Source organism: Erysipelatoclostridium sp. An15, assembly GCF_002160675.1.
Lineage (GTDB): Bacteria > Bacillota_I > Bacilli_A > Erysipelotrichales > Coprobacillaceae > Thomasclavelia > Thomasclavelia merdavium.
The window spans coordinates 60650-80465 of sequence record NZ_NFLA01000006.1; the positions used below are offsets into that span (position 1 = coordinate 60650).

Sequence of the window (19816 nt, forward strand, 5' to 3'; positions counted from 1 at the left end):
CTTCACCTCGATTCTTCCGTCTGCACTGGCGGTCTGGTATCAAAGGCATGGAATAAGTCTGAAAATACAGGGTGTATCTGGATAACACCCACACGCCCGTATAAATCTTGAAACAGGCATTGCCCGTTTTCCAAATCCCTAAGTCGCTTCTGGTTTCCCTCGTCCTCCTTATCCACACCGAAAAATTCAAGGGTATTCTTGATTTCCTTTATATCTGTGCTTCTAAAGGCAAATTTCAGACCGATATTGTTCTTCATCTTTTCGTCGTCTACATCACCAGAGTTTTGTGTGACAAAGTAGACAGCGGCGTTCATGGAACGTCCAGCACGAATCAATTTATTTGAGAGTGCTTTTCCCTGTGCCACCTGTAAAAACGTCCACGCTTCGTCCAAGTCCACCATCTTGAAAATACTTCTGTCCGAATGGATAAAGTCTAAGGCAAAGGTACTGATAACGATAAGCATTGCCACAGAAAGTAGCTCCATTGTGGTGTATTCTTCAAACTTTGTGTCCTTGTCTGGCAGTACAAGGTCTGCCACCTGTATGATATTAAGTTGTCGGTCTAAACTGATGGACTGCTTTACATCACCGTCCGAGAACAGAAGATGTGCAAAGTCATAGTCCGTCATGCTTTCGATATGGTCTGCAATATTCTCTGCCACTGATGAACCGTCTTTTCTTAATTCATCAATGACACGGAATAGTCCACGCTGCTTACTCTGTGTCACGGAACGGATTGCACGACGCAGGACAGGGAACTTCTCACCGTCACGACTGCTGATACCAGTTAAAAAAGTGAGTATGTCGATAGCCAGACTTTCAGCGTCCTTTGTACGCTTCATAATCACATACGGGTCAAGAAGTCCTTTGTTCTTATCCTCACTGGTAAGGTTGACTATCTTGATTTCATGTGCAATATCGGGTAGTGTTTCCTGCCAGTTGCCACGCTCTGATTTCGGGTCTACAATGACTGCTTTTCCTCCAAACAGCACCGCATAATAGATAATAAGGTTGTTACAGAATGACTTGCCACCACCGAGCGAACCAAGAAAGGCGGCAGCCAACGCATTAGTCACCGAACCCTTAACGCCCTGTGCCGCAAGGCTAGGCTTTAAGTACACATTCTTTCCTGTGTCAAGGTTATAGCCAATATAGATACCGTCCGTTTCCCCAAGCTGCTGTGTCGCACCGAACCCAAGACCAGCGAGAAAGTCAGAAGTGACATACTGGATATAATCGTTGATGTAACGCTTGCTTGCTGGAATAAATTCACCGTGAAGTCCTAACATATCACCAAATGGACGAACCAGCTTCACGTTCAAATCGTCGTAGAAGTCCTTGACTTCATCACAGCGTCGCTTCAATTCGTCCAATGAATCAGCCGCCACACGGATAACGTAAGACAGCTTGTACATGGATTCCTTTGACTGGTCGAGATTCATTTCCAGCTCATTAACTGAATCCAGAGCTTCTATGACGTTGTTTCCCGTTTCGTTGTTGGATTCCCAAGCGTGGTTATCCAAGTCTTTTAATTCCTTTTTCTTGTTACGGACAGTGGTTAAGGCTTTCTTATTTGTTACAATCTCTACATTCATGGAAGTGGAAACAGGGAATGTGAATTGCTGCTGTTGGTAGTAGAAGATTTCCGAAGATGGAAAGTCCAGCTCACCCACGATATTGTTAATCGTGAAGTAGGCAACATACGTTGTCTGATCTTCACGCTCTATCTTTAGGTATCGCTGGTTTTCTTCTATCATGCAGCGAGTAGGACGGATAAGGTCATATCGCTTCACCAGCGTTTCACGCTTTAGCTTCTTGACGGGTAAATCGTAACGGTAATCACTGTACGCAATGCCCGTATTCCCGTAGATGTGTTCCAAGAGATACCCGAAGTCGTTCTTATTAAGCCTGCGGAACTGAAAGCGGCGTGAGATTTTACTTTCCAAGAGCTTTTCCATCTTCATAAAACGGTTGATTTCATCATTACTCATGGAAACAAAGTCACCCATGAGCTTGTGATTGACCTCATAGATAAAATCGGTAAAGGTCATGGCTGCTGATTTCTTCATGCTCTTTAGGTTGATTTCTTCCTCATTGACTAACAGCTTGAAACCAAGAAAAAAGCGGTAGTCAATCTGATTTTCCCCAATCATCTCAATTAACGCTTCGGTCTGTTCGTCTACCTTTTTACAGGCGATTTCTTTTAACCTGCCTGTGATTCCTTTTTTGGAACGCTCCTGCATGGCACGCAGACTGTCCTCTGTGGCAATCTGTAAGGCATGGATTTTTCCGTCACGGTTCTGTGCAATAAGCTGACGGAAACTGTCATGTACCATGTACTTTTCCTCTGGTGACAGGAACGAATAATTGTAGGGTGTCAGCTCATAGTAGGCGAAACATTCACCGTCATGGTTGAACACCAGATTGTTTTCTATATATTTAATCGGGAACATACATCACACTCCTAACTGCTGTAATAACGGGATTGAATTTTTCATGTTTCAGCTTGATGGCTTTTCCTGCATAGGTCACTTTGGGACGTAAGGCAAAGGTGACAGCCGATTTCAAGAATCCGAAAGGTTTCTTTCCGTCAAAGGTCTTTTGCGATACGAACCATGTAAACGCCACAGGGATTCCAAAGTATTTGAGGAACGCACCGTCAATCATGTTAAAGGGCGGCAGCTCCCCAAAGAGAATCACCACGAACAGCGATACCACAAACCAAGCCATCTGACTGAACGTGAGAGGGAACGGGAGCTGAAAGTCGTTGATTGCATAAATGACTTTCTCCACGCTCCATATGCTTGTATAGCTTTTGATTTTCTTCAATTTTCACAGCTCCTTTCTTTTCTAAAATGGAAACAGCAGCCTGTATTTCAAGGCTGCTGCATAAAAAATACCAGTGTCATTTCACTGGCTGATGATAAAATATTCAGTTGTAATTGTCAGTACGGACATTCAAACACGCCATGATTGGTGACGACAAAACGTCCCTCTAAATCAAGGTCACGCCCGTAGGCTTCATAGTCTATGTAGCTTCTTATCCTGTCTGGTATCTCACCCAGACTTTGACATTCATCTATGAAGTAATAGGCAACGTCTGTCATATCGTCACAATCGGGATAATGGATAATATCGTCTGCGTGTTCGCACAATTCTTCCAAACTGCTGTAATAGCAGAGCAGCTCTGAAAGTTCGTCCTGTATATCCTCTGGTAAGTCCTCCACCATTTCACAAAGGCGGTTGACTTCCTCTATTGGTGTGTATTCGTCAATCTCAAAGGGCAGCTCGTAATCATGGATAGCGTATTCTTCGTATCGCTCATTCAAGCCGATACGTTCTGCCATTTCGTCATAATCGACAGGCGGAGTGAACCACGCACCTACAAGCTCACCCTCGTTATATTTTCCAAGATTGGCGATATAAACTCGCATTTCTTCTATATTACATCACCCCTTTACTGATAACGGAATACGCCGCTTGTTGTAAAAAGGTATCTGTCGTCCATTTCCAGTTCACTTCCGTAGGAATGGTAGTCGATATGTTTTAAAAGTTCGTGGGGAATCTCACCGAAAACGGATTCCTCACGAATAAGGTATTCTGCCAGTGCCGCACCGTCCCCCACATCATAGTAACGTATCTCGTCCTTGTGGTCGATAAATTCATCAAAGCTGGCAAACCATTTCTGCTGAATGGCTTTCATTTCATTGCCAATAGGCGTACCCTCCAATTCAAGAATCATGTAGCAGTTGGCGTTGATTTCCCAAAGTGGCATATCGCTGTGTACATCAAAGGGCAGCTCATAGTCTGCAATCTCAATCTGTTCCTCATGTTCCACACCGAGTTTTTCTTTGACTTCCTCAAAGTCCACAGGGCAGCTAAACCAGTCACCAGAGTAACCGTCGTCCTCGTCATGGTAAGGTTTTGTATTGTTTAAAAGGTAGATTCGCATTTCCTGCAAGGCTTATCACTTCCTTTCCTCATTTCCAGTATTCCCATTATAACAGCATAATCTACACCGAACACATAATGAGAGAATTTTTCTAACTGTTCTTTCGGATATGTAAGCGGTAGCTGTCGTTTGATTTCCTCCCATACCTCACGTTTACGGTAGGGCAGGTCAGAAACATGGCAGCCGATACGGTCTTTCATATCCTCAAAAATATCTGTTTTCATGTTGTCCTCCAATCTTAAAAATTTGCATGAAAAAAGCAGTAAACCATTAAAAGTTACTGCTTTTACACATTATTCTTTTACTCAAAAAGTTTGGCTATTTCGTCGTTAGGAATATCTTCTATGTCTGGTTCTACACCAGCTAAACTTAATTCTTCATTAGTTATTTTTTTGTTTATAACCTTAGAATGAGAGACAATTTGATTGACGATTAAATATGTAGCTCCCATAATTAAACCTGTACATAAAACAATCAATATACCAACCAAAGCTTTATTATAGTTAATTGCTCCGAACACACCCATAAAATATCCCAATGCTATAAATGCAAAGGAACATTTATTGAGATATGCGTTTTTAAAAGAATCCTTAAATGCTTTTTCATTATACAAAATCTCGTTTGTATTGTTGTCTCTTGCAATTATCCCATTTCCAGCAAAACGCTGAATAACCTTTTCACGTTTTGTAGAAAGAACAAATATCATTAACAGTAATGCTCCTGCTAATTGCAATGAGATTGATATGATATAAATTATAGTTTCCATATTCCCTCCGTAATAATGATTTTTTGTATTAGAATTATAGCATTAAGATATAAGCAATACAATAATTTTACGCTCCGATAATCTTATTGAATAACTGCAACAGTACGTCTTTTACGCCAGCGGCATTGAATACCAAGCCGACAGCGATTAAGGCAATCACCAGAAAGCCGATAAGTTTGGAAAACTCACGCTTGAAACCAAGATACACCCCGATAACAGCGATTGCCATAAGCACCAAGCTCTGTGCGTTAGATAAAAACCAGTTGTATAAGTTCTGCCCGAAATTCATTATCTCTTTCTCCTTTCCATCATTTCAATTTCTCTGTCTGCGGCTTTTGCTGCCTGCATAAGACACATAGTAACTACTCCGAATCCTGCCCCAAGTGAGAACAGGAAGAAGTCAAATAAGATATGTTTCATGTTGTCATTCCTCCGTTTCTGTAATGACTTCCTCTGTGGAAGTCGTCTGCTGTTCAATCAGTTTCTTATGACGCTCGGTGAGCTTCGCATGGTCTAAAATATCTTTGAGATAACTTGTACCGTTGGTACTGTCTATCTGCTGTAAGACTTTCCATGTGGGAGCTACCTGTCTGCTTATCCAGTTCAGCGTCCTTGTGAGCGTGTACGGTTCTGGTTTGGTCGTCAGTTTCAAACGCCCACGATCAGAACCGATAAAGTACGCCCATTTCTCATTGGTTTTCCATTCGCTGCGTCGTTTCTCCACCTCCCTGTCAGCAAATCGCATATAGCGATTGATAATATCAAAAGCGGTACGCTCTGCGTCATGGTAGGTCAGCAGGTCACGTACCGCATAATAGGCTCGCTCATTCTTTAGCCTTATCTCAAAACGGTTCTTGATTTTCGTATCTTCAATAGGAATATCGTATTTGACATACTGTTCATAGTCCTTTTCGTAGATACAGAAATAGACTTCCGATTTGAGCGAACCGATATACAATGTATTTCCCATACCGTATTTATCCTGTTCCTGACTTCTGACAAGTTCACCAGAACGGTAAGACTTGAAACTGCGGAATACGGAAATACATTCTTCATGGTTGCATTTCTCTGTCAGCTCTGGAATATCCAAGATTCCTGCCATATCGTTGATGGCAAGGTCAAGACGTTTCATCACACCTCCCTCTATCAGAGCGTCCATGAGAAAGTCATACCAGCTCCTATGCTGTGCCAGCAGGTAGCTTTCCATCTGCCGACAGCCTTTGCCTTTCAGCTCTAACAATGTGCCTTTTTCCTTATCGGGTGAAGTCAGCACGAACACATCACCCAAGACATAATGTTCCGCATAGGAGTAGAATCCGAAATCCTCATGTATCATCACATCAAACCTCAATTTGAGAATATCCTCAACAACGTGTTTTACGTCCTGTGTGGGAAATCGGATTCTGACGTAATCCAAGACCATTTCCAGCGGATTGTCTGGATTCAATCGCTCCAGAGCGTCCGTGAATTTCACCTTGATTTCTTCCGTCAAGGCTACTTTTCCAGATTCAAGCCTGCTGACATACTCTCGGCTGACACCAGCCATGACCGCAAGCTGATTCTGGGAAACGCCGTACTGCGTCCGTTTTTCCTTAAAATCATTTATCCAATCGGTATCATTCAGTAAAAATCCCTCCAATCGAAAAAGGAATGTGACATTTCCCGATTTTGTCACACTCCCTTGAATGTTTGAAAAGTCCACTGTTTTAGCGGTCTTTCCGATATTTGATTGACTGTTTCCAGATAATTTGTGCCCCCCTGTTAGATAACGGGGGCGAATGGTTGGTGTGGCAAGCCACACCAATACAGGCTAGTCCGTACCTGCGGCTTCCGCTTCGCACGCCGCCTGTCCGTCCTGCCTGTTTTGTGACAATCTTCCTATTTCTCTTAGGAAATCGTGTCCTTTTGGTACAAGGGGAGTGTAAAACTCTGATATGACACTCGTTCCCGTATCGACGTAGCCACGTCCTTTGATCTGTTTCAGAAAAAAGTCCTTGTCTACCTCACCAAACATCATGGAATAGCCAAGCTCTGACATACGCCCCAGTGCGACACGGAAGTTGAACTGGTCACGGATTCCATCACCGAGATATTTTGCGTCTGGACGCTGACAGGCAAGGATAAGAAAGTAACCTGCCTGTCGTCCGAGCATGACTATCTGTTTGAGCTTATTCAGCACAGCAGCGTTTTCCTTTGTCGTCAGCATTTCCATAAACGCCACATATTCATCAAATATGAGAAAATGTGGAGCAAGACCGAGATAGGCATAGTTTTCACCTGTCTTATAATTTTCCATGAGCTTCATAGCTTCACTTCGTGCCATCATACCGTCATAGAATTTATCAATACAGGCGGTTATATCTTCCTTTTTGTAATAGACTTCTGGCATGACAACGGATAAATCCGCAAGGTCGGCGTTCTTTGGGTCTAACACATACATAACCGCATTGCAGCGGAGCAGAGCTTCAATGATAGTGAGGATAAAGTAAGTTTTACCGCCACCCGTACCGCCAGCAATCAGCATATGAGGGAGCTTGTCATACTCCCACCAGACATTCTTCATCAGACGGAGGCTGCCATTTTCAGCCTGTACCTCGTCAATGGTGATACGGTTTGCAATCGTATCATAGAGTAAGACATACTCCACATAAGAATCATGCAGCTCTTTTGATACCAGCTCACAGTACAAGCCTGTTTCCAGCTTCTTTTCCAAGTGTAGGAGCTGGTCTTGATATTTCCCCAGCGTGATTTCTGTACGGATATACAATAGTCCGTTATCCATACGGTAATACAGCTTTGGAAAATAGGTGATTTTCTCTTTTTTGTTGGTCACTGGTAAATCCTTAAAAAATCCACTGTCCTGTGTAGTTTCCGATTCATACCAGCCATTTTCAAGTATCATCTTTGCCAGCTTTTGACGGTGAAAGAGCTGTTTCACCCTGTCATACTGGAATCTTTGGTATAAAAGGGCAGCAATCGCACAGACCAGAGCTGACACTATGACCGTCACTATCATATATGGCGTGACCGAAAAATGGACGCTGCCATCTTTCAGAAAACTAACCGATTTCCAGTCCGTTGTTAGGATTGTCTTTAGGTTCAGCAGCAATACCACCACAAGGAACAGCAGGAGCAGCGAACCAGCCGAGAAACGAAAAACCAGCGATTTGTCGCTGGCTCGAATACGATTCCCACGTTTATTGAATTGTGGCATATAAAATTCTCCTTTCCATGAAAAAAGCAGCAAACCCCGTAGAATTTACTGCTAAAATATTATTCCTTATATCTTACATATAGTCCATTCACAAACATTGCAAATAAAATTACACCCAACAAATATTCTATTACGGATAACCAGTATGGTAATCCGTCCATCATAACAAAATGGTTTTGTCCTGCTAAAGCGGCAAAAGATATAAGACAATTTTTCCAAACCACGTTTATTCCTTTATAAAAAGTTGTGGTATTTAGAGGAATGGAGCTAATGCTTAGTATAGATACAATTTTAATGAGTGTAAGAAGAATCGTGTTTAGTAATATCACCAAACCAGAAGCTCTAATAATTCTAAGTGGCTTATATCCATAACCTGTACAAAAATCAAATATGCCACTCACAAATTTATCTCCCTTTTTTTCTGTTTGATAAAGAAGCTTTGCCATTTGGTAATTTGCTTCTGACCTCTTGCGTAAATCTTTTGAATTTTCTGCCGATTTCCCAATCCATTGCCAACTTTCATATTTGGGAGTTCCAAAGTGCTTTTCTTTAAATCCATAACAATTTTCAATAATGGAATCTTTAACTTCTAGCTCATCTATTAATAATTTTGCACGAGCCATCAACCTCCCAATAGAAGAATCTTCTATTCTAAATTTTTTGATTTTATTAGAAATGGTCAATTTCCCAATATTAGTATTTTGCCATAAATGTAAACAGGACACTGTAGAAGTAAATTCTTTGAACATGTTTCCATTATTATTTAATTCTTCTATTCTACTTCCTTGTATGTTAATATCGTTACACTCCGCATAAATTTCTAAATTGCCAATAGATACATTGCGTAAATCTACTTTATCCATTTTGTAAATATTATCTCTTTGGTTGTTCATCATTCGCTTGTGTTGTTCATGTGCACCAATATCCAGTTTCTCTATATTGCATTCAGCTAAGAGTATACTTTTACAATCAATTTGCATATGTTGTATTGTTTGTCCTGTCATATGAATATTAGTAGCTCTTGTTTGGAAAATACTAATATTGGATTTCACGTCATAGAAACCTTCAATATATACAGTATCAGTCAAAGTATAATCTTTAATAAGCAGAGCCATGTTATTTGCACCAAGTGTAAGCGAAAGATGTTTAAGATTTTCAATACCCACTTGTGAGCATATATTTAATATAAAATTGTCGTTAATAATTAAATTGGAGGATTCACTATTTCCGTCAACTCTATATTCTTTATTATCTGTATCTTTCAATTTAAAAATAATACTATTCATAATTTATTCCTTTCATTATCTCATGCAAAAGATTATACCACTACTTATATGCTGTTACAATTATGGAACTAGAATTACTTTTGTGTTTGATTCTGTGTTGAACGATTAGAGATATTTATTTTATTCTTCAAAACAATATCATCTGCCTTGATGTACCAGTCAACGTCTGCCCCTTGAAACGTAGCAGTTGCCACCGTATCAGCCACAGGGTTGATGATTTCCACCTCTGCGTTGTAGTCAAACTCCTTTAACGGAACAGTGGCAGGAATACTTACCTGTATCATGCGTCCCTGTTCCTTACACTTCAAGTCGTAGGTACGTTCCTTGATTTCTTCAGAAACCGTACCGTCCTCATTCTGCATATGTACCTCACGACGCAACGCCGAGAACTTCAATACTCCGAATGTCTTTTCCTTATCAATAATGATTCCGTTTGCTAATCTCATAATCTTTCTACCTCCTTATGCTTTCACCATATCGTCTGCTGACAGGATATAGTTTGTGAATCCTCTTGTGCCGATTTTGTAACCCTCTGCGGTGATTTTCGGATTGATAAGTTTGACCTTTTCCTCCGACTCAAAATTTTTCTCACCAGCAGACGCAGGCAGTACCACGATAATATCATCTGCCCTCTGTACGTCCGAATAAAGGTTAAAGCTACGGGAAACTACCGTCATACGTCCGTTGATCCTACGCTGTTCCACTTTATTCTCACCTGCAAACTCCAAATTTCCGAATGTTTTTTCCATGTTCGGGATAACGTGTTTTAATTCCATAAATGTATTTACCTCTTTTCTTTCTATATTTTTAATGATTGATAATGTTATTCTGCTGTCTGGATAATATCTGTCTGCCTGTGAATCATCAAGGGCGTTGCTTTGTGCTTTGCACCCTTGACAATTCCCATTCAGAAAGATAAATGTTCATCAAGCAGAAGTTCGGTTTATTGTCAGCCACAGACTGACTTTCTTATGATAGGGCGGTGAACGGGGCGTTTTCATGTACCGTGACCTCCCGTATTATTTAGACTTCTTTACTCTGCGAAATCTCTTATATCCTGCGAAGATAAGACCAGCAGCGGAAATCCCCATCATAGCGAATAATGCGACAAATGGTGTATTGTCACCCGTCTTTGGTGATGTGCCTGTTTTTGTTGGTGTGCTAGGCTCATCTGGTGTAGTAGGGGATTCTGGTTTTTCTTTGATTGTCACCGTCTGCCCGTCATCTTTGATGTCCTTATGTTCAGCCACCTTGATAGGTTCGTCTGGATTTGTCATGTCGTATAATTCCTCAAATGTAACAAGCTCTTTACCTGCAAGCCCACTGGCATTAAATGTAAATTCAATCTGAACTTCCATCTTCGTATCGGTAGCGGTAAAAGTAAGGTCATTTTCCACACGCTTACCGTTCACGATAAGTTCTGCATTTTCAGACTTCACCATTTCCCAACCTTTAAGGGTATATTTCACACCTTTTTCAAGACCATCTAAAGTAACGGTATCAACGATAGTCACATTTTTACCAGCTTCGATTGTCTTTTTCCCTGTTGCCTTGTCGGCAGCGGTTGTATGCATAGTGATGATACGCTCTGTGATTGTCACAGTCTGCCCGTCGTCCTCAATGTCCTTATGTTCAGCCACTTTCGTAGGCTCGTCTGGATTTGTTACGTCGTACAATTCTTCAAATGTGACAAGCTCCTTACCTGCAAGTTTGCTGGCATTGAATGTAAACTCAATCTGAACTTCCATCTTTGTATCAGTAGCGGTAAAAGCAAGGTCGTTTTCTACACGCTCACCATTTACAAGAAGCTCTGCATTTTCAGACTTCACCATTTCCCAGCCTTTGAGCTGATATTTTGTGCCTTTTTCCAAGCCATCTAAAGTGACCGTATCAATGATAGTCACATCTTTACCAGCAACAATCATCTTTTCACCTGTTGCTTTGTCGGTAGCTGTGGTATGAACCGTAATCACTCGTTCTTTGATTGTCACGGTCTGCCCGTCGTCCTCAATGTCCTTATGTTCAGCCACCTTGACAGGCTCGTCTGGATTGGAAAGGTCGTATAATTCCTCAAATGTCACAAGGTCTTTGCCACCTAAAGCACTGGCATTGAATGTATAGGAAACCTCAACTTCCATTTTGGAATCCTTTGCAGTAAATGAGTAATCACTTTCCACTGGTTTCCCGTCAACAAGAAGCTTTGCATTTTCAGATTTCACCATCTGCCAGCCTTTGAGCTGATACTTCGTTCCTTTCTTCAATCCATCTAAAGTGACCGTATCAACGATAGTCACGCTCTTACCAGCAACGATTGACTTTTCACCTGTCACCTTGTCGGCAGCGGTAGTATGGATAGAGATTTCTGGTTCGTAATCGTCTGTCAAAGTGCCTAAGTTAATGACTGTTTTATTTCTGGAAACCACCACATCAAAGGCAGGAATCAGTGTCATTCCTTTGTTGGAATCACAGCGTAATTCTTCGATTGTGTAAGTGTCATAAAGCAATGCACCTTTGCTGTCGTCTGGTGTGGAAGTACCAAACCAGATACCGTCCTCACTGGATTTACCTGCGTTTGTGTTCTGTTTATGCGATACCCATTCAGAAGAAGTGGAGAATTGACCGTTTGCGTCAGTCACAATGATGTGGCTTTCACCAGTCGTCTTGCTGGTGATTCTGAATGGAACATTCGCAAGTCGCTTGTGAGTGCCATCACCGATTTTCACACCCTCCAAATCACCACGAATAATCTGATTGTAAACAGAATGTGCTTCGTCTGTTAAGTCAACGATTTCACCATCATTCACAATGTCAAACTCACGGTCTGTCGCACCAGTAGTCAAGTAGCCTGTCGGACTTTTAGATTCCGAAATCTTATAGTGACCGTAAGGAAGTGTGTCTGCGGCAGTCGCAGCGATACCGTCAACGCCTGTATGGATTGTCTTGACAACTTCATTTTTGTTATATAGCTTGCCATCTACCAAAACAGGGTTATCATTTAGGGAAATAATTTCAAAGGCAGTATCTTTCAATGTTGCACCGCCTTGTGGTTTTGTATCTTTCGTTTCAAGGTCACGCTTCTGGATTTTCACACCGCCACGAATCACCTTGTCTGATACGGAATACTGGTTGCTGCCGCTTAATGCTGCAAGCTCACCATCTTCTGTAATCTGTGCCACATAGACACCTTTTATCTGTTCCGAACTTCCGTTAGCCTGCATATATGCACCCTCTAACAAGTACCCGTTTGGAGCAGCTTTTTCTTCCACAGTGATAGTACCAAGCGGCAGGCAGACAGTACCGTTTTGTGTGTAGAAACTGTCACCCGATATTTTGTAAGCGTCAGCTAAACGTGTGATGTAATGGACTTCGTTATTACTGTCTTTTTCAGCGATTGTCTTTGTCGTCCATGTGCGTGTTGCTTCTGCTGGAAGATTATCTTTTGTGTAATATCCGTCATAATACTTCCAGACGAACTCTGCACCCTCCAAAGAAGCGTTACCCTGTGCGGTGGATTTTCCCGTTTCCATATCAATCTTGAAAAGCTCCACCAAAGTATCAGTGACTTTTGGTGTATCACTGACTTTCAATGTAGTGGTTTCACCAGCCTTGACCGTAAGGGTGTAGACGTTCTTATCTAACTGGAATCCTTTTGGAGCTTCCGTTTCCTTTACATAGTATGTCGCTGCCCTCAACTCCACAGTGTCCGTGTTCCCGTTGCCATCTGTCGTAAGTGTGGCAACAGACTTCGTGCAGCCTTTATCAGAATAGACAGTATAAGTTGCACCAGATAAGGAATAGCAGTCATTAGACTTTGTAACCGCTGTATTACTGGACGATTTCTGAATCTTGCCATCACCGACAGCCAGCTTCGCCCAGAACTGTCCTAAATCCTGCCCCTCACCGACATAAATATAACCGCCACAGTCGTAACGGTCTTTATTCGCTTTTGCGAAAGCCTTTGCGTTCTCATAGACTTCTGACTGGATTTTTTCTGATACTTCGTCATAGGCAGCTCGTACATTGTTGTAACCCCAACCTAAATGAACGCTCAATCTACGCCAGACAACGCATTGTTCCAACAGATAGACTTGCTTGCTGGAAAGACTGTGTGTTTTGGAATACTGTTTGACGTATTCCAGATTCAACGCCACATCTGATATTTGGTCGTCACTCATTCTGTCTTTAGCGTCAACACGGTTTTTATATCCCGATTCAAAGTTGGTGTTAATATCTACACAATAGGCAGTCTGACCGTCAGCGGTCATTATGCTTTCTTCAAAGCTCTTAATCTCTGTACCGCTATTGTCAACCTTGACGATTGTTCCTGCTTTACCGTCCGTAGTGGTATAGACGGAATCCGCAGCATGAACTTGTGTGACAGGTAATGCGGTAAATACGGTTGCAAGGGTAAGTACACCTGTAAGCAATCGTTTTATAATCTTTTTCATAATTATTAAATGCTCCTTTCATTTTAAATATAAAAAGGACGCTCATTTCTGAACGTCCAAGTCATACGAGTATCTTGATTTCTAGTGATAAATGATTTATATTTATATGTAGTTATTTGTGAATCATAGCAGTAGACAGGTTCATTTTGCTAACAGCCTGCTAACACTCTGCGGTGTATGGTGGTACACTTACGAGTATTAGCTTCTAAAATGAACAAAGACTTTTGCTTTGATTTACGGTATTAAACGCTCCTAAAAGGATAATCGAAGTACCAGTTACCACAGTTCACAGAGAACTCCTAAGGCATGTTTTGCGTAGGTTCGACTCCTATCGGGGGCGCCATATGTAACAAACACCGCATTCTAGTGCGGTTTTTTTATTTAAAATTGGTCATGGCAGTAAAATGGCAGTAAAATTTATTGTATTTATTGAACTTTTCTACATAAAAATCCTAGAGCACAAGCCCTAGGATCTTTCAATATATTTGTTATTTACATAATACTGTTTATGTTGCTTATCTTCAATTACGCTAATAAACTTGCCATCAAGTATTAACCAATATTTCTGATTTACTAAAAGTTTCTTGTCTTTTGTTGTTTCAACATATTTTTAATCCTCGAAATAAAACAATTCTTCAAACTTCATATCTAATGCTATACACAAAATCAGTGCTAACTTAGCAGTTGGATTAAATTGACCAGTTTCGATTGAACTAATTGTATTTCTTGATACTCCAACAAGATTAGCTAATGCTTCTTGCGATAATTTGTGTTTTAAACGTGCTTCCTTTAAGTTGTTTTTTAATATTAAACTTTCTTTCATCCAAATTTACCTCAACACTAATAAAACATGATTAGCTAAAAAAGCAATAGTGGCAACAGCTCCTGCAATCGCAGAAATCAAGAATGCCTTTTGCTTAGTAAATAAGTATTTAATATAAGATTCTGCACCTAAAAACGCAAAAATTACTGCCATGATTTCATAACTCTTTTGCCCATTTATGAAATTAAAAATGAGTATAAATATACACACAACACTAAAAATAAAATACCCCAATTTTCTCCCTCTGTTTTCAGCTTCAATAACACCTTCATCTATTCTTTCGTTTCTGCTTCTTGCTAATATTTCTTCTTTATTCATTGATACATCCTCCTTATATGACAAGTTTTATTGTCAATATAAATATACCATTGACAAGTTTACTTGTCAACAACTGCGAAGTCATCTTAATAAATACAAATACATGTTATGAATTAACTGAAAAGGAGTGGATAAACTGATTTAAGATAACAAATTATAAACATGCATATAGATATTATTGAATACATAAAAGGTCGAGTATATATGTACTGTTATAAGCTTTGTATTCAAACCATTGCTAAAAACATATTTTCCTAACTCGACCTTGCTGATTGATCATTTCCATGTAATTCGCTTAATAAATGATCAATTAAATCATACTCGAAAAACAATCATACGTAAACAGATAAAAAGATAAAATTAAATATATAGACAATCCCAAAATATCCTGCAAAATAAAGTGACAAATATTTTAAAATAATCTTTATTATAGCATCTAATTGTTTAAAGTATTAAAATTTGTGACACATAATTTTTAGATTTATCATTTTACTTCATTTTCTAATAACAATTGCATGACATCTTCTTTTAGATATTTATTTGTTGCAATTAAGCAAACAAATAAAATAGATCCAGTAAGAATAACAGGTGTTAAAATTGATATTTTGACAAGAGAAAGCTGTAAATCATCTCCTGGTTTTATTATTTCATTTTCGTTATCTTCATCATAATTTAGCAAACTATATTCATAACTAAAATAACTATTGTTTTGATATGAATCATTAGTTGTCGCTAAGCCAAATCCAATAGCACTACCAATAATAGAACCCATTATAACCCATAAAACTAATCCGCTTAGTATAAAAAGATAACATTGTCGTTTACTAGTACCTAAAGCCCTTAAAATTGCTATCTGCCTTTTTTGTTTAATTACATAAAAATATAATACCATTAAAATAATTATCATTGTTACTATAATACCGGCAGCACACAATATATAAGCACTTTCTTTAGCATTTTCAAGATTATGTTTCATTTGAGTATAACCCATATCATCAAATGTAATTTTTAATAGACTACTTTTGTCTAATTTAGAAAAATTATTCTGATATTCTTCAATAGTTCCATTTGGTATTATAAATGATGTCGTTTCATTAGACATTACACCATAATCAGCAATATTATTTTTATCAGATTCTTTTACTGATTTACTAGGAATAATAATCTGGTCATATCCCATTTCGGTAGTATCATTTATTGAAGTCACTTTTGTAGTGTAATATATTCCAACAATTTTATATTTATGGTTAGAAAAAACGGGATATATATCACCATTAGCATTTAACAAAGAAAAATTCAATCTAGAATCATGTCCAAACAAAATACCTGGTGATTCATTATAATTAGCAAAATATAAAGGCATTTCTATTTCATCACCAATTTTCAAGTTATTTGCTGTTGCAAAATCTTTAGAAACAATACATACTTTTTCTCCATTATCAAACTCTTTTTTAGATATTTTTCTTCCATCAACAATACTAGATTGTTTTAAATGAAAAGTTGGTAACAGATCTAAATTATTAGTTGGCAAAACAGGAATTGTTTTATCAAGCATTTTAAAACTAGTACACATATTTTGCCATTTTTCTTTTCTGTTTGAATTTATAAAAGTCTCATTTACTTCTTCGATTGAAGCAGTAACAGTAGTAATATCACTAGCTACCAAATTACCATTTTTATCATGTTGAGTAGTAAATGGTGCAAAATCATATGCAGCCCATTCAATCCCACCGCTATCATCATGATTATTATCTTTCATTAAAACAGTTGCTATATAAGTTTTTTGAACTTGTAAGGATTGTGGATTATCATTATAGTGATCGCAAAATGATATTATAGAGCCAACTTCCAATTCTCCACTTAATACGTTTGTAACTTCAACATCAACAGGATGATCTGGGACACAATTAGTTACCGGTGTAAATTCAATAACAGTATAATCATCTGAAAATGTTGAATTTCTAGAAGTATTATATTCCTCCATATATGCACCATAGAAAGGTCTTTTTTCAGGTTCCAATAAATAATTAGCACTATCAAATTTTAAAATATCGGTTGGAATGATTGCATCATATATTGGATATTTATAATTGCGATAAGTTTTGCTAGCCCCATCAAAAGTAGAACTGACTTCAATAGCATCTTCATTTTGTTGAACTGTCGCTAAAGTTATACATGATTTTTCTATGTCATTTAACTGCTTGTTTGAATTAATCAACATCGTACTTCCCACTACTAATAATACGGCACTAATAATAATCATAAAAAATAGTGCTATTAATTTTAATGGTGCTCTACTCATTTGTTTTATACTATTTATCATTGTTTTTCTCTCCATAACAATAAATTAATCATTTTTTCAATTCAATATTACCATCCTTCATCTGATAAACAACATCAGCTTTAGCGGCAATACTTAAATCATGAGTAACAATAATAACACAATAATCTTGATTTACTAACTTTTCAAACAATTCGATAATTTTGGTTCCATTTATACTATCTAAATTTCCTGTTGGTTCATCTCCAAGAATAAAATTTGCTTTTGATGCTAACGCTCTAGCAATAGCTACTCTTTGCTGTTCACCACCGCTTAACATAGCTGGTAATTTTTTATAATATGTTGCTGGGATCCCAACCTTTTCTAATAATTCTTTTGCCTTATTTTCAATAATATCTTTTGGTTCTTTAATAATCTGCATTGGATACATTACATTTTCGAGTACTGTCAAAAGCGGAAAAAGATGAAAAGATTGGAATATCATTGAAATATTATCACGACGATGAGATTCTAAATCCTTTTTTTCTAGAAGTTTACCATCAACATATACTTCACCACTAGTAGGTTTACAAAATCCAGCTAAAATTGATAATAATGTTGTTTTCCCACTTCCTGATTGTCCAATAATTGCATATAATTTTCCTTTTTCAAAATGGCAATTAATGTTTTTAAGAGCTTCTACTTTTTGATATTTCCCTTGATATGTATAACTAACATTTTTTGTTTCTAATAATTCCATCATTTTCCTCCTAATCTGTTTTACTAAGTAATTGCATAATATCAAAATTCATTAATAATTTAATTACCAACATAATTCCTAAAATAGATAAGATAAGAAAACCAAAAAATATCATCAATAAACTAAATATTTCAATATCTGTTATCAAAACTAACGCTAATACACCCAATAGACATCCTAAAATACTTAATATTTCTATTTCTAAAAACAAATTGAAATTTACTGCTTTTTTACTTTGTCCCAATGATAGTGATATTGCCATCTCTAACTGCTTATTTTTTATCAATAGAAAAATAACCAAAACATATAATACAAACATTAAAATAATAAATGGTATTTCAAATAATCTATACATTTGAAGTGCATCTAGTATATTTGATGCATTTTCAATGTATATATTGTCATAAACAATTAAGCTATTACCAGCTACACTTTGAACTGACTGACTATTAATATTAGAAAAACCTATGTTTTTTACATCTTGTTTAAATTCATTTAATTTACCAGGATCCTTTAATTCAAATTTTAATGAATCATAAAAAACTTCATTACCACTTTCTTTTACTAGTCTTGCTAAACTTTTTACCGGAACAATAATCGATGTATTAGTAGCCGAATTATAATCATATATGCCAATAACATTCATTTTTATATTATCAATATTATCTGTTAAATAAACACCTGAATCATATTTATAAATAGATAATGAAAATGTTATTTCCTGTCCTAAAACAATATTATTTTGTTTAGCAAAATCAGCTTCAACAATACAATTATTTTTATCATCTGTTAAAAAAGAACTGTCATTTCTTGACATGAAATCAATATTATCATCGTATAATAACGGTAAAGCATCAATTGAATTACATCCCATCAATGTTGTACTGATATTATTTTGATTATTGATATTATTGGCTACTACTTGAATAGTGTATTTAGCTTGCACGACATATTGAGAAAAAATAATCTGGTTTCCCTTTCTTTCATCAATTTCTAAACCAGTGGTTTTGCTACCGCTTATGTCGCATATTTCTCCTGTTACTGGTATTGTTTGACTTAATTTTCTCAGTGATGTTTCTAATGTCTTTATATTATTTATATATAGTCCAATAAAAATAATAATTGATATTGAAAATATTATTGTTAAGATACTTTTTAATGGTGATCTTAAAATCAACTTTTTTGTCATTGAAATAATCATATTACTACCCCTTACTATTAATTAAGTTAGTAAACTTAATATATAAAGCAACTAACTATAAAAAATGTTCTATAATAATTTAGTATTCCTAATTAATTTCATGAAATCGACCAAAAATCCAAGTATTTTTATTAACAAATAATAAATTATCATATTCTTATTTTATTATATTATTTACAATAATCCAATATAAGTTGACTAAGAAGCAATTAATTCGTTTAAATAACAGTATTTAAAATATACTAAATTACATTATTTATAAAATTGCATATCAAATCCTCTAAAATTTAACAATAAAAAACCAGTCGTTTTATTATTGACTGGTAGAAATTATATCCATTATAAATTAAATAAAATTTATTCTTTTTTGATAAGTTGCATAATAGCTAAACATACAAGTCCAATTGCTAACATCCTAATAGCTAAGTTTATTTCAATTTCATTTAAAAACAAAAGAACAACTACTGCAATTCCCATTGCTAAAGCTACTCCATTTAATGCAAGTGGAATAATTTCATTTATTTTGTTATCTGGTGGAGTTTCTTTCGTTTTGGTTTTTACTTGCATTAAATCATCAACGGAAACTTCAAATATTTCTGCAAGTTTAGGAATTGAGCTAACATCTGGAAAAGATAAATCCCGCTGAATTCCGATATCGGAATTCAAAAAGATATCCCGACTTTCTAAAGATTCCGATAAATAAAAACATAAGACCAACTATCTTTGATGATAATTGGTCTTTTTTGATATGAACCGATTAAAATGTCGGAATCTTTTTTTGTTAAAAT

At 37.2% G+C, this 19816-nt stretch carries 21 protein-coding genes; 1 reads left to right on the top strand and 20 read right to left on the bottom strand.

The features are described 5' to 3' along the window. Nucleotides 1-2 precede the first annotated feature (2 nt). From B5E92_RS03685 to B5E92_RS03760, 16 genes are all read right to left on the bottom strand, one after another. Nucleotides 3-2453, bottom strand: a complete 2451-nt coding sequence (locus B5E92_RS03685; protein ID WP_087287248.1) for an ATP-binding protein — start codon at nt 2451-2453, stop codon at nt 3-5. Next, nucleotides 2440-2829: a conjugal transfer protein gene (locus tag B5E92_RS03690; RefSeq protein ID WP_087287245.1), complete on the bottom strand. Its 390-nt coding sequence runs from the start codon at nt 2827-2829 to the stop codon at nt 2440-2442. Before B5E92_RS03690 ends, B5E92_RS03685 begins: the two co-directional genes overlap by 14 nt. Before the next feature lie 116 nt (nt 2830-2945). Further along, nucleotides 2946-3443, bottom strand: coding sequence for an antirestriction protein ArdA (locus tag B5E92_RS03695; RefSeq protein WP_204243940.1), 498 nt, complete (start codon nt 3441-3443; stop codon nt 2946-2948). A gap of 14 nt (nt 3444-3457) precedes the next feature. After that, nucleotides 3458-3952: an antirestriction protein ArdA gene (locus B5E92_RS03700; RefSeq protein ID WP_087287239.1), complete on the bottom strand. Its 495-nt coding sequence runs from the start codon at nt 3950-3952 to the stop codon at nt 3458-3460. Further along, complete coding sequence (locus tag B5E92_RS03705; protein ID WP_087287237.1) at nt 3934-4176, bottom strand: hypothetical protein; 243 nt, start codon at nt 4174-4176, stop codon at nt 3934-3936. The genes B5E92_RS03700 and B5E92_RS03705 overlap by 19 nt, the downstream gene beginning before the upstream one ends. 77 nt (nt 4177-4253) lie before the next feature. After that, nucleotides 4254-4718, bottom strand: a complete 465-nt coding sequence (locus B5E92_RS03710; protein ID WP_087287234.1) for a hypothetical protein — start codon at nt 4716-4718, stop codon at nt 4254-4256. Between the two features lie 67 nt (nt 4719-4785). Then, on the bottom strand, nt 4786-5007 hold the full coding sequence (locus B5E92_RS03715) for a hypothetical protein (protein ID WP_005363222.1): 222 nt from the start codon (nt 5005-5007) through the stop codon (nt 4786-4788). Then, the gene (locus B5E92_RS03720) at nt 5007-5138 is read right to left on the bottom strand and encodes a DUF3789 domain-containing protein (RefSeq protein WP_087287230.1); all 132 of its coding nucleotides are present in this window, start codon (nt 5136-5138) and stop codon (nt 5007-5009) included. Before B5E92_RS03720 ends, B5E92_RS03715 begins: the two co-directional genes overlap by 1 nt. A 4-nt stretch (nt 5139-5142) precedes the next feature. Then, nucleotides 5143-6357 (bottom strand): MobT family relaxase, encoded by a 1215-nt coding sequence (gene mobT, locus B5E92_RS03725; protein ID WP_204215334.1) that lies wholly within the window; start codon nt 6355-6357, stop codon nt 5143-5145. 171 nt (nt 6358-6528) lie between these two features. After that, entirely contained in the window at nt 6529-7932 is a 1404-nt protein-coding gene (locus B5E92_RS03730) for an FtsK/SpoIIIE domain-containing protein (RefSeq protein ID WP_087299326.1), read from the bottom strand. Nucleotides 7933-7991: 59 nt separating this feature from the next. Next, nucleotides 7992-9218, bottom strand: coding sequence for a hypothetical protein (locus B5E92_RS03735; protein WP_087299328.1), 1227 nt, complete (start codon nt 9216-9218; stop codon nt 7992-7994). 74 nt (nt 9219-9292) lie between these two features. Then, nucleotides 9293-9664, bottom strand: coding sequence for a YdcP family protein (locus B5E92_RS03740; protein ID WP_087299330.1), 372 nt, complete (start codon nt 9662-9664; stop codon nt 9293-9295). 15 nt (nt 9665-9679) lie between these two features. Next, on the bottom strand, nt 9680-9994 hold the full coding sequence (locus B5E92_RS03745) for a YdcP family protein (RefSeq protein ID WP_005363246.1): 315 nt from the start codon (nt 9992-9994) through the stop codon (nt 9680-9682). A gap of 243 nt (nt 9995-10237) precedes the next feature. Continuing rightward, the gene (locus B5E92_RS03750; RefSeq protein ID WP_087299332.1) at nt 10238-13666 is read right to left on the bottom strand and encodes a VaFE repeat-containing surface-anchored protein; all 3429 of its coding nucleotides are present in this window, start codon (nt 13664-13666) and stop codon (nt 10238-10240) included. A 610-nt stretch (nt 13667-14276) separates the two neighbouring features. Continuing rightward, nucleotides 14277-14489, bottom strand: a complete 213-nt coding sequence (locus B5E92_RS03755; protein WP_087299334.1) for a helix-turn-helix transcriptional regulator — start codon at nt 14487-14489, stop codon at nt 14277-14279. A gap of 6 nt (nt 14490-14495) precedes the next feature. Continuing rightward, nucleotides 14496-14807: a DUF6442 family protein gene (locus B5E92_RS03760; RefSeq protein WP_087299336.1), complete on the bottom strand. Its 312-nt coding sequence runs from the start codon at nt 14805-14807 to the stop codon at nt 14496-14498. Nucleotides 14808-15009: 202 nt separating this feature from the next. On the opposite strand from B5E92_RS03760, the gene B5E92_RS03765 reads away from it, so the two are divergent. After that, the gene (locus B5E92_RS03765) at nt 15010-15165 is read left to right on the top strand and encodes a transposase (protein WP_087299338.1); all 156 of its coding nucleotides are present in this window, start codon (nt 15010-15012) and stop codon (nt 15163-15165) included. 126 nt (nt 15166-15291) lie between these two features. Here the strand turns inward: B5E92_RS03765 and B5E92_RS03770 are convergent, their stop codons facing one another. The 4 genes from B5E92_RS03770 to B5E92_RS03785 form a co-directional block, all read right to left on the bottom strand. After that, complete coding sequence (locus B5E92_RS03770) at nt 15292-17130, bottom strand: ABC transporter permease (protein WP_158095183.1); 1839 nt, start codon at nt 17128-17130, stop codon at nt 15292-15294. A 28-nt stretch (nt 17131-17158) separates the two neighbouring features. Further along, nucleotides 17159-17827, bottom strand: a complete 669-nt coding sequence (locus tag B5E92_RS03775) for an ABC transporter ATP-binding protein (RefSeq protein ID WP_087299342.1) — start codon at nt 17825-17827, stop codon at nt 17159-17161. 10 nt (nt 17828-17837) lie between these two features. Further along, complete coding sequence (locus tag B5E92_RS03780; RefSeq protein ID WP_087299344.1) at nt 17838-19028, bottom strand: ABC transporter permease; 1191 nt, start codon at nt 19026-19028, stop codon at nt 17838-17840. Between the two features lie 357 nt (nt 19029-19385). After that, complete coding sequence (locus B5E92_RS03785) at nt 19386-19694, bottom strand: XRE family transcriptional regulator (RefSeq protein WP_143357564.1); 309 nt, start codon at nt 19692-19694, stop codon at nt 19386-19388. Between the last annotated feature and the right edge of the window lie 122 nt (nt 19695-19816).

Excerpts from the sequence above, each read along its gene's own strand:
- B5E92_RS03760 (WP_087299336.1), bottom strand. The coding sequence starts at position 14,807 with ATGAATAAAGAAGAAATATTAGCAAGAAGCAGAAACGAAAGAATAGAT.
- B5E92_RS03770 (WP_158095183.1), bottom strand. The coding sequence starts at position 17,130 with ATGATAAATAGTATAAAACAAATGAGTAGAGCACCATTAAAATTAATA.
- B5E92_RS03720 (WP_087287230.1), bottom strand. The coding sequence starts at position 5,138 with ATGAAACATATCTTATTTGACTTCTTCCTGTTCTCACTTGGGGCAGGA.
- B5E92_RS03740 (WP_087299330.1), bottom strand. The coding sequence starts at position 9,664 with ATGAGATTAGCAAACGGAATCATTATTGATAAGGAAAAGACATTCGGA.
- B5E92_RS03735 (WP_087299328.1), bottom strand. The coding sequence starts at position 9,218 with ATGAATAGTATTATTTTTAAATTGAAAGATACAGATAATAAAGAATAT.
- B5E92_RS03750 (WP_087299332.1), bottom strand. The coding sequence starts at position 13,666 with ATGAAAAAGATTATAAAACGATTGCTTACAGGTGTACTTACCCTTGCA.
- B5E92_RS03700 (WP_087287239.1), bottom strand. The coding sequence starts at position 3,952 with ATGCGAATCTACCTTTTAAACAATACAAAACCTTACCATGACGAGGAC.
- B5E92_RS03705 (WP_087287237.1), bottom strand. The coding sequence starts at position 4,176 with ATGAAAACAGATATTTTTGAGGATATGAAAGACCGTATCGGCTGCCAT.
- B5E92_RS03775 (WP_087299342.1), bottom strand. The coding sequence starts at position 17,827 with ATGGAATTATTAGAAACAAAAAATGTTAGTTATACATATCAAGGGAAA.
- B5E92_RS03730 (WP_087299326.1), bottom strand. The coding sequence starts at position 7,932 with ATGCCACAATTCAATAAACGTGGGAATCGTATTCGAGCCAGCGACAAA.
- B5E92_RS03685 (WP_087287248.1), bottom strand. The coding sequence starts at position 2,453 with ATGTTCCCGATTAAATATATAGAAAACAATCTGGTGTTCAACCATGAC.
- B5E92_RS03710 (WP_087287234.1), bottom strand. The coding sequence starts at position 4,718 with ATGGAAACTATAATTTATATCATATCAATCTCATTGCAATTAGCAGGA.
- B5E92_RS03715 (WP_005363222.1), bottom strand. The coding sequence starts at position 5,007 with ATGAATTTCGGGCAGAACTTATACAACTGGTTTTTATCTAACGCACAG.
- B5E92_RS03755 (WP_087299334.1), bottom strand. The coding sequence starts at position 14,489 with ATGAAAGAAAGTTTAATATTAAAAAACAACTTAAAGGAAGCACGTTTA.
- B5E92_RS03780 (WP_087299344.1), bottom strand. The coding sequence starts at position 19,028 with ATGATTATTTCAATGACAAAAAAGTTGATTTTAAGATCACCATTAAAA.
- B5E92_RS03745 (WP_005363246.1), bottom strand. The coding sequence starts at position 9,994 with ATGGAATTAAAACACGTTATCCCGAACATGGAAAAAACATTCGGAAAT.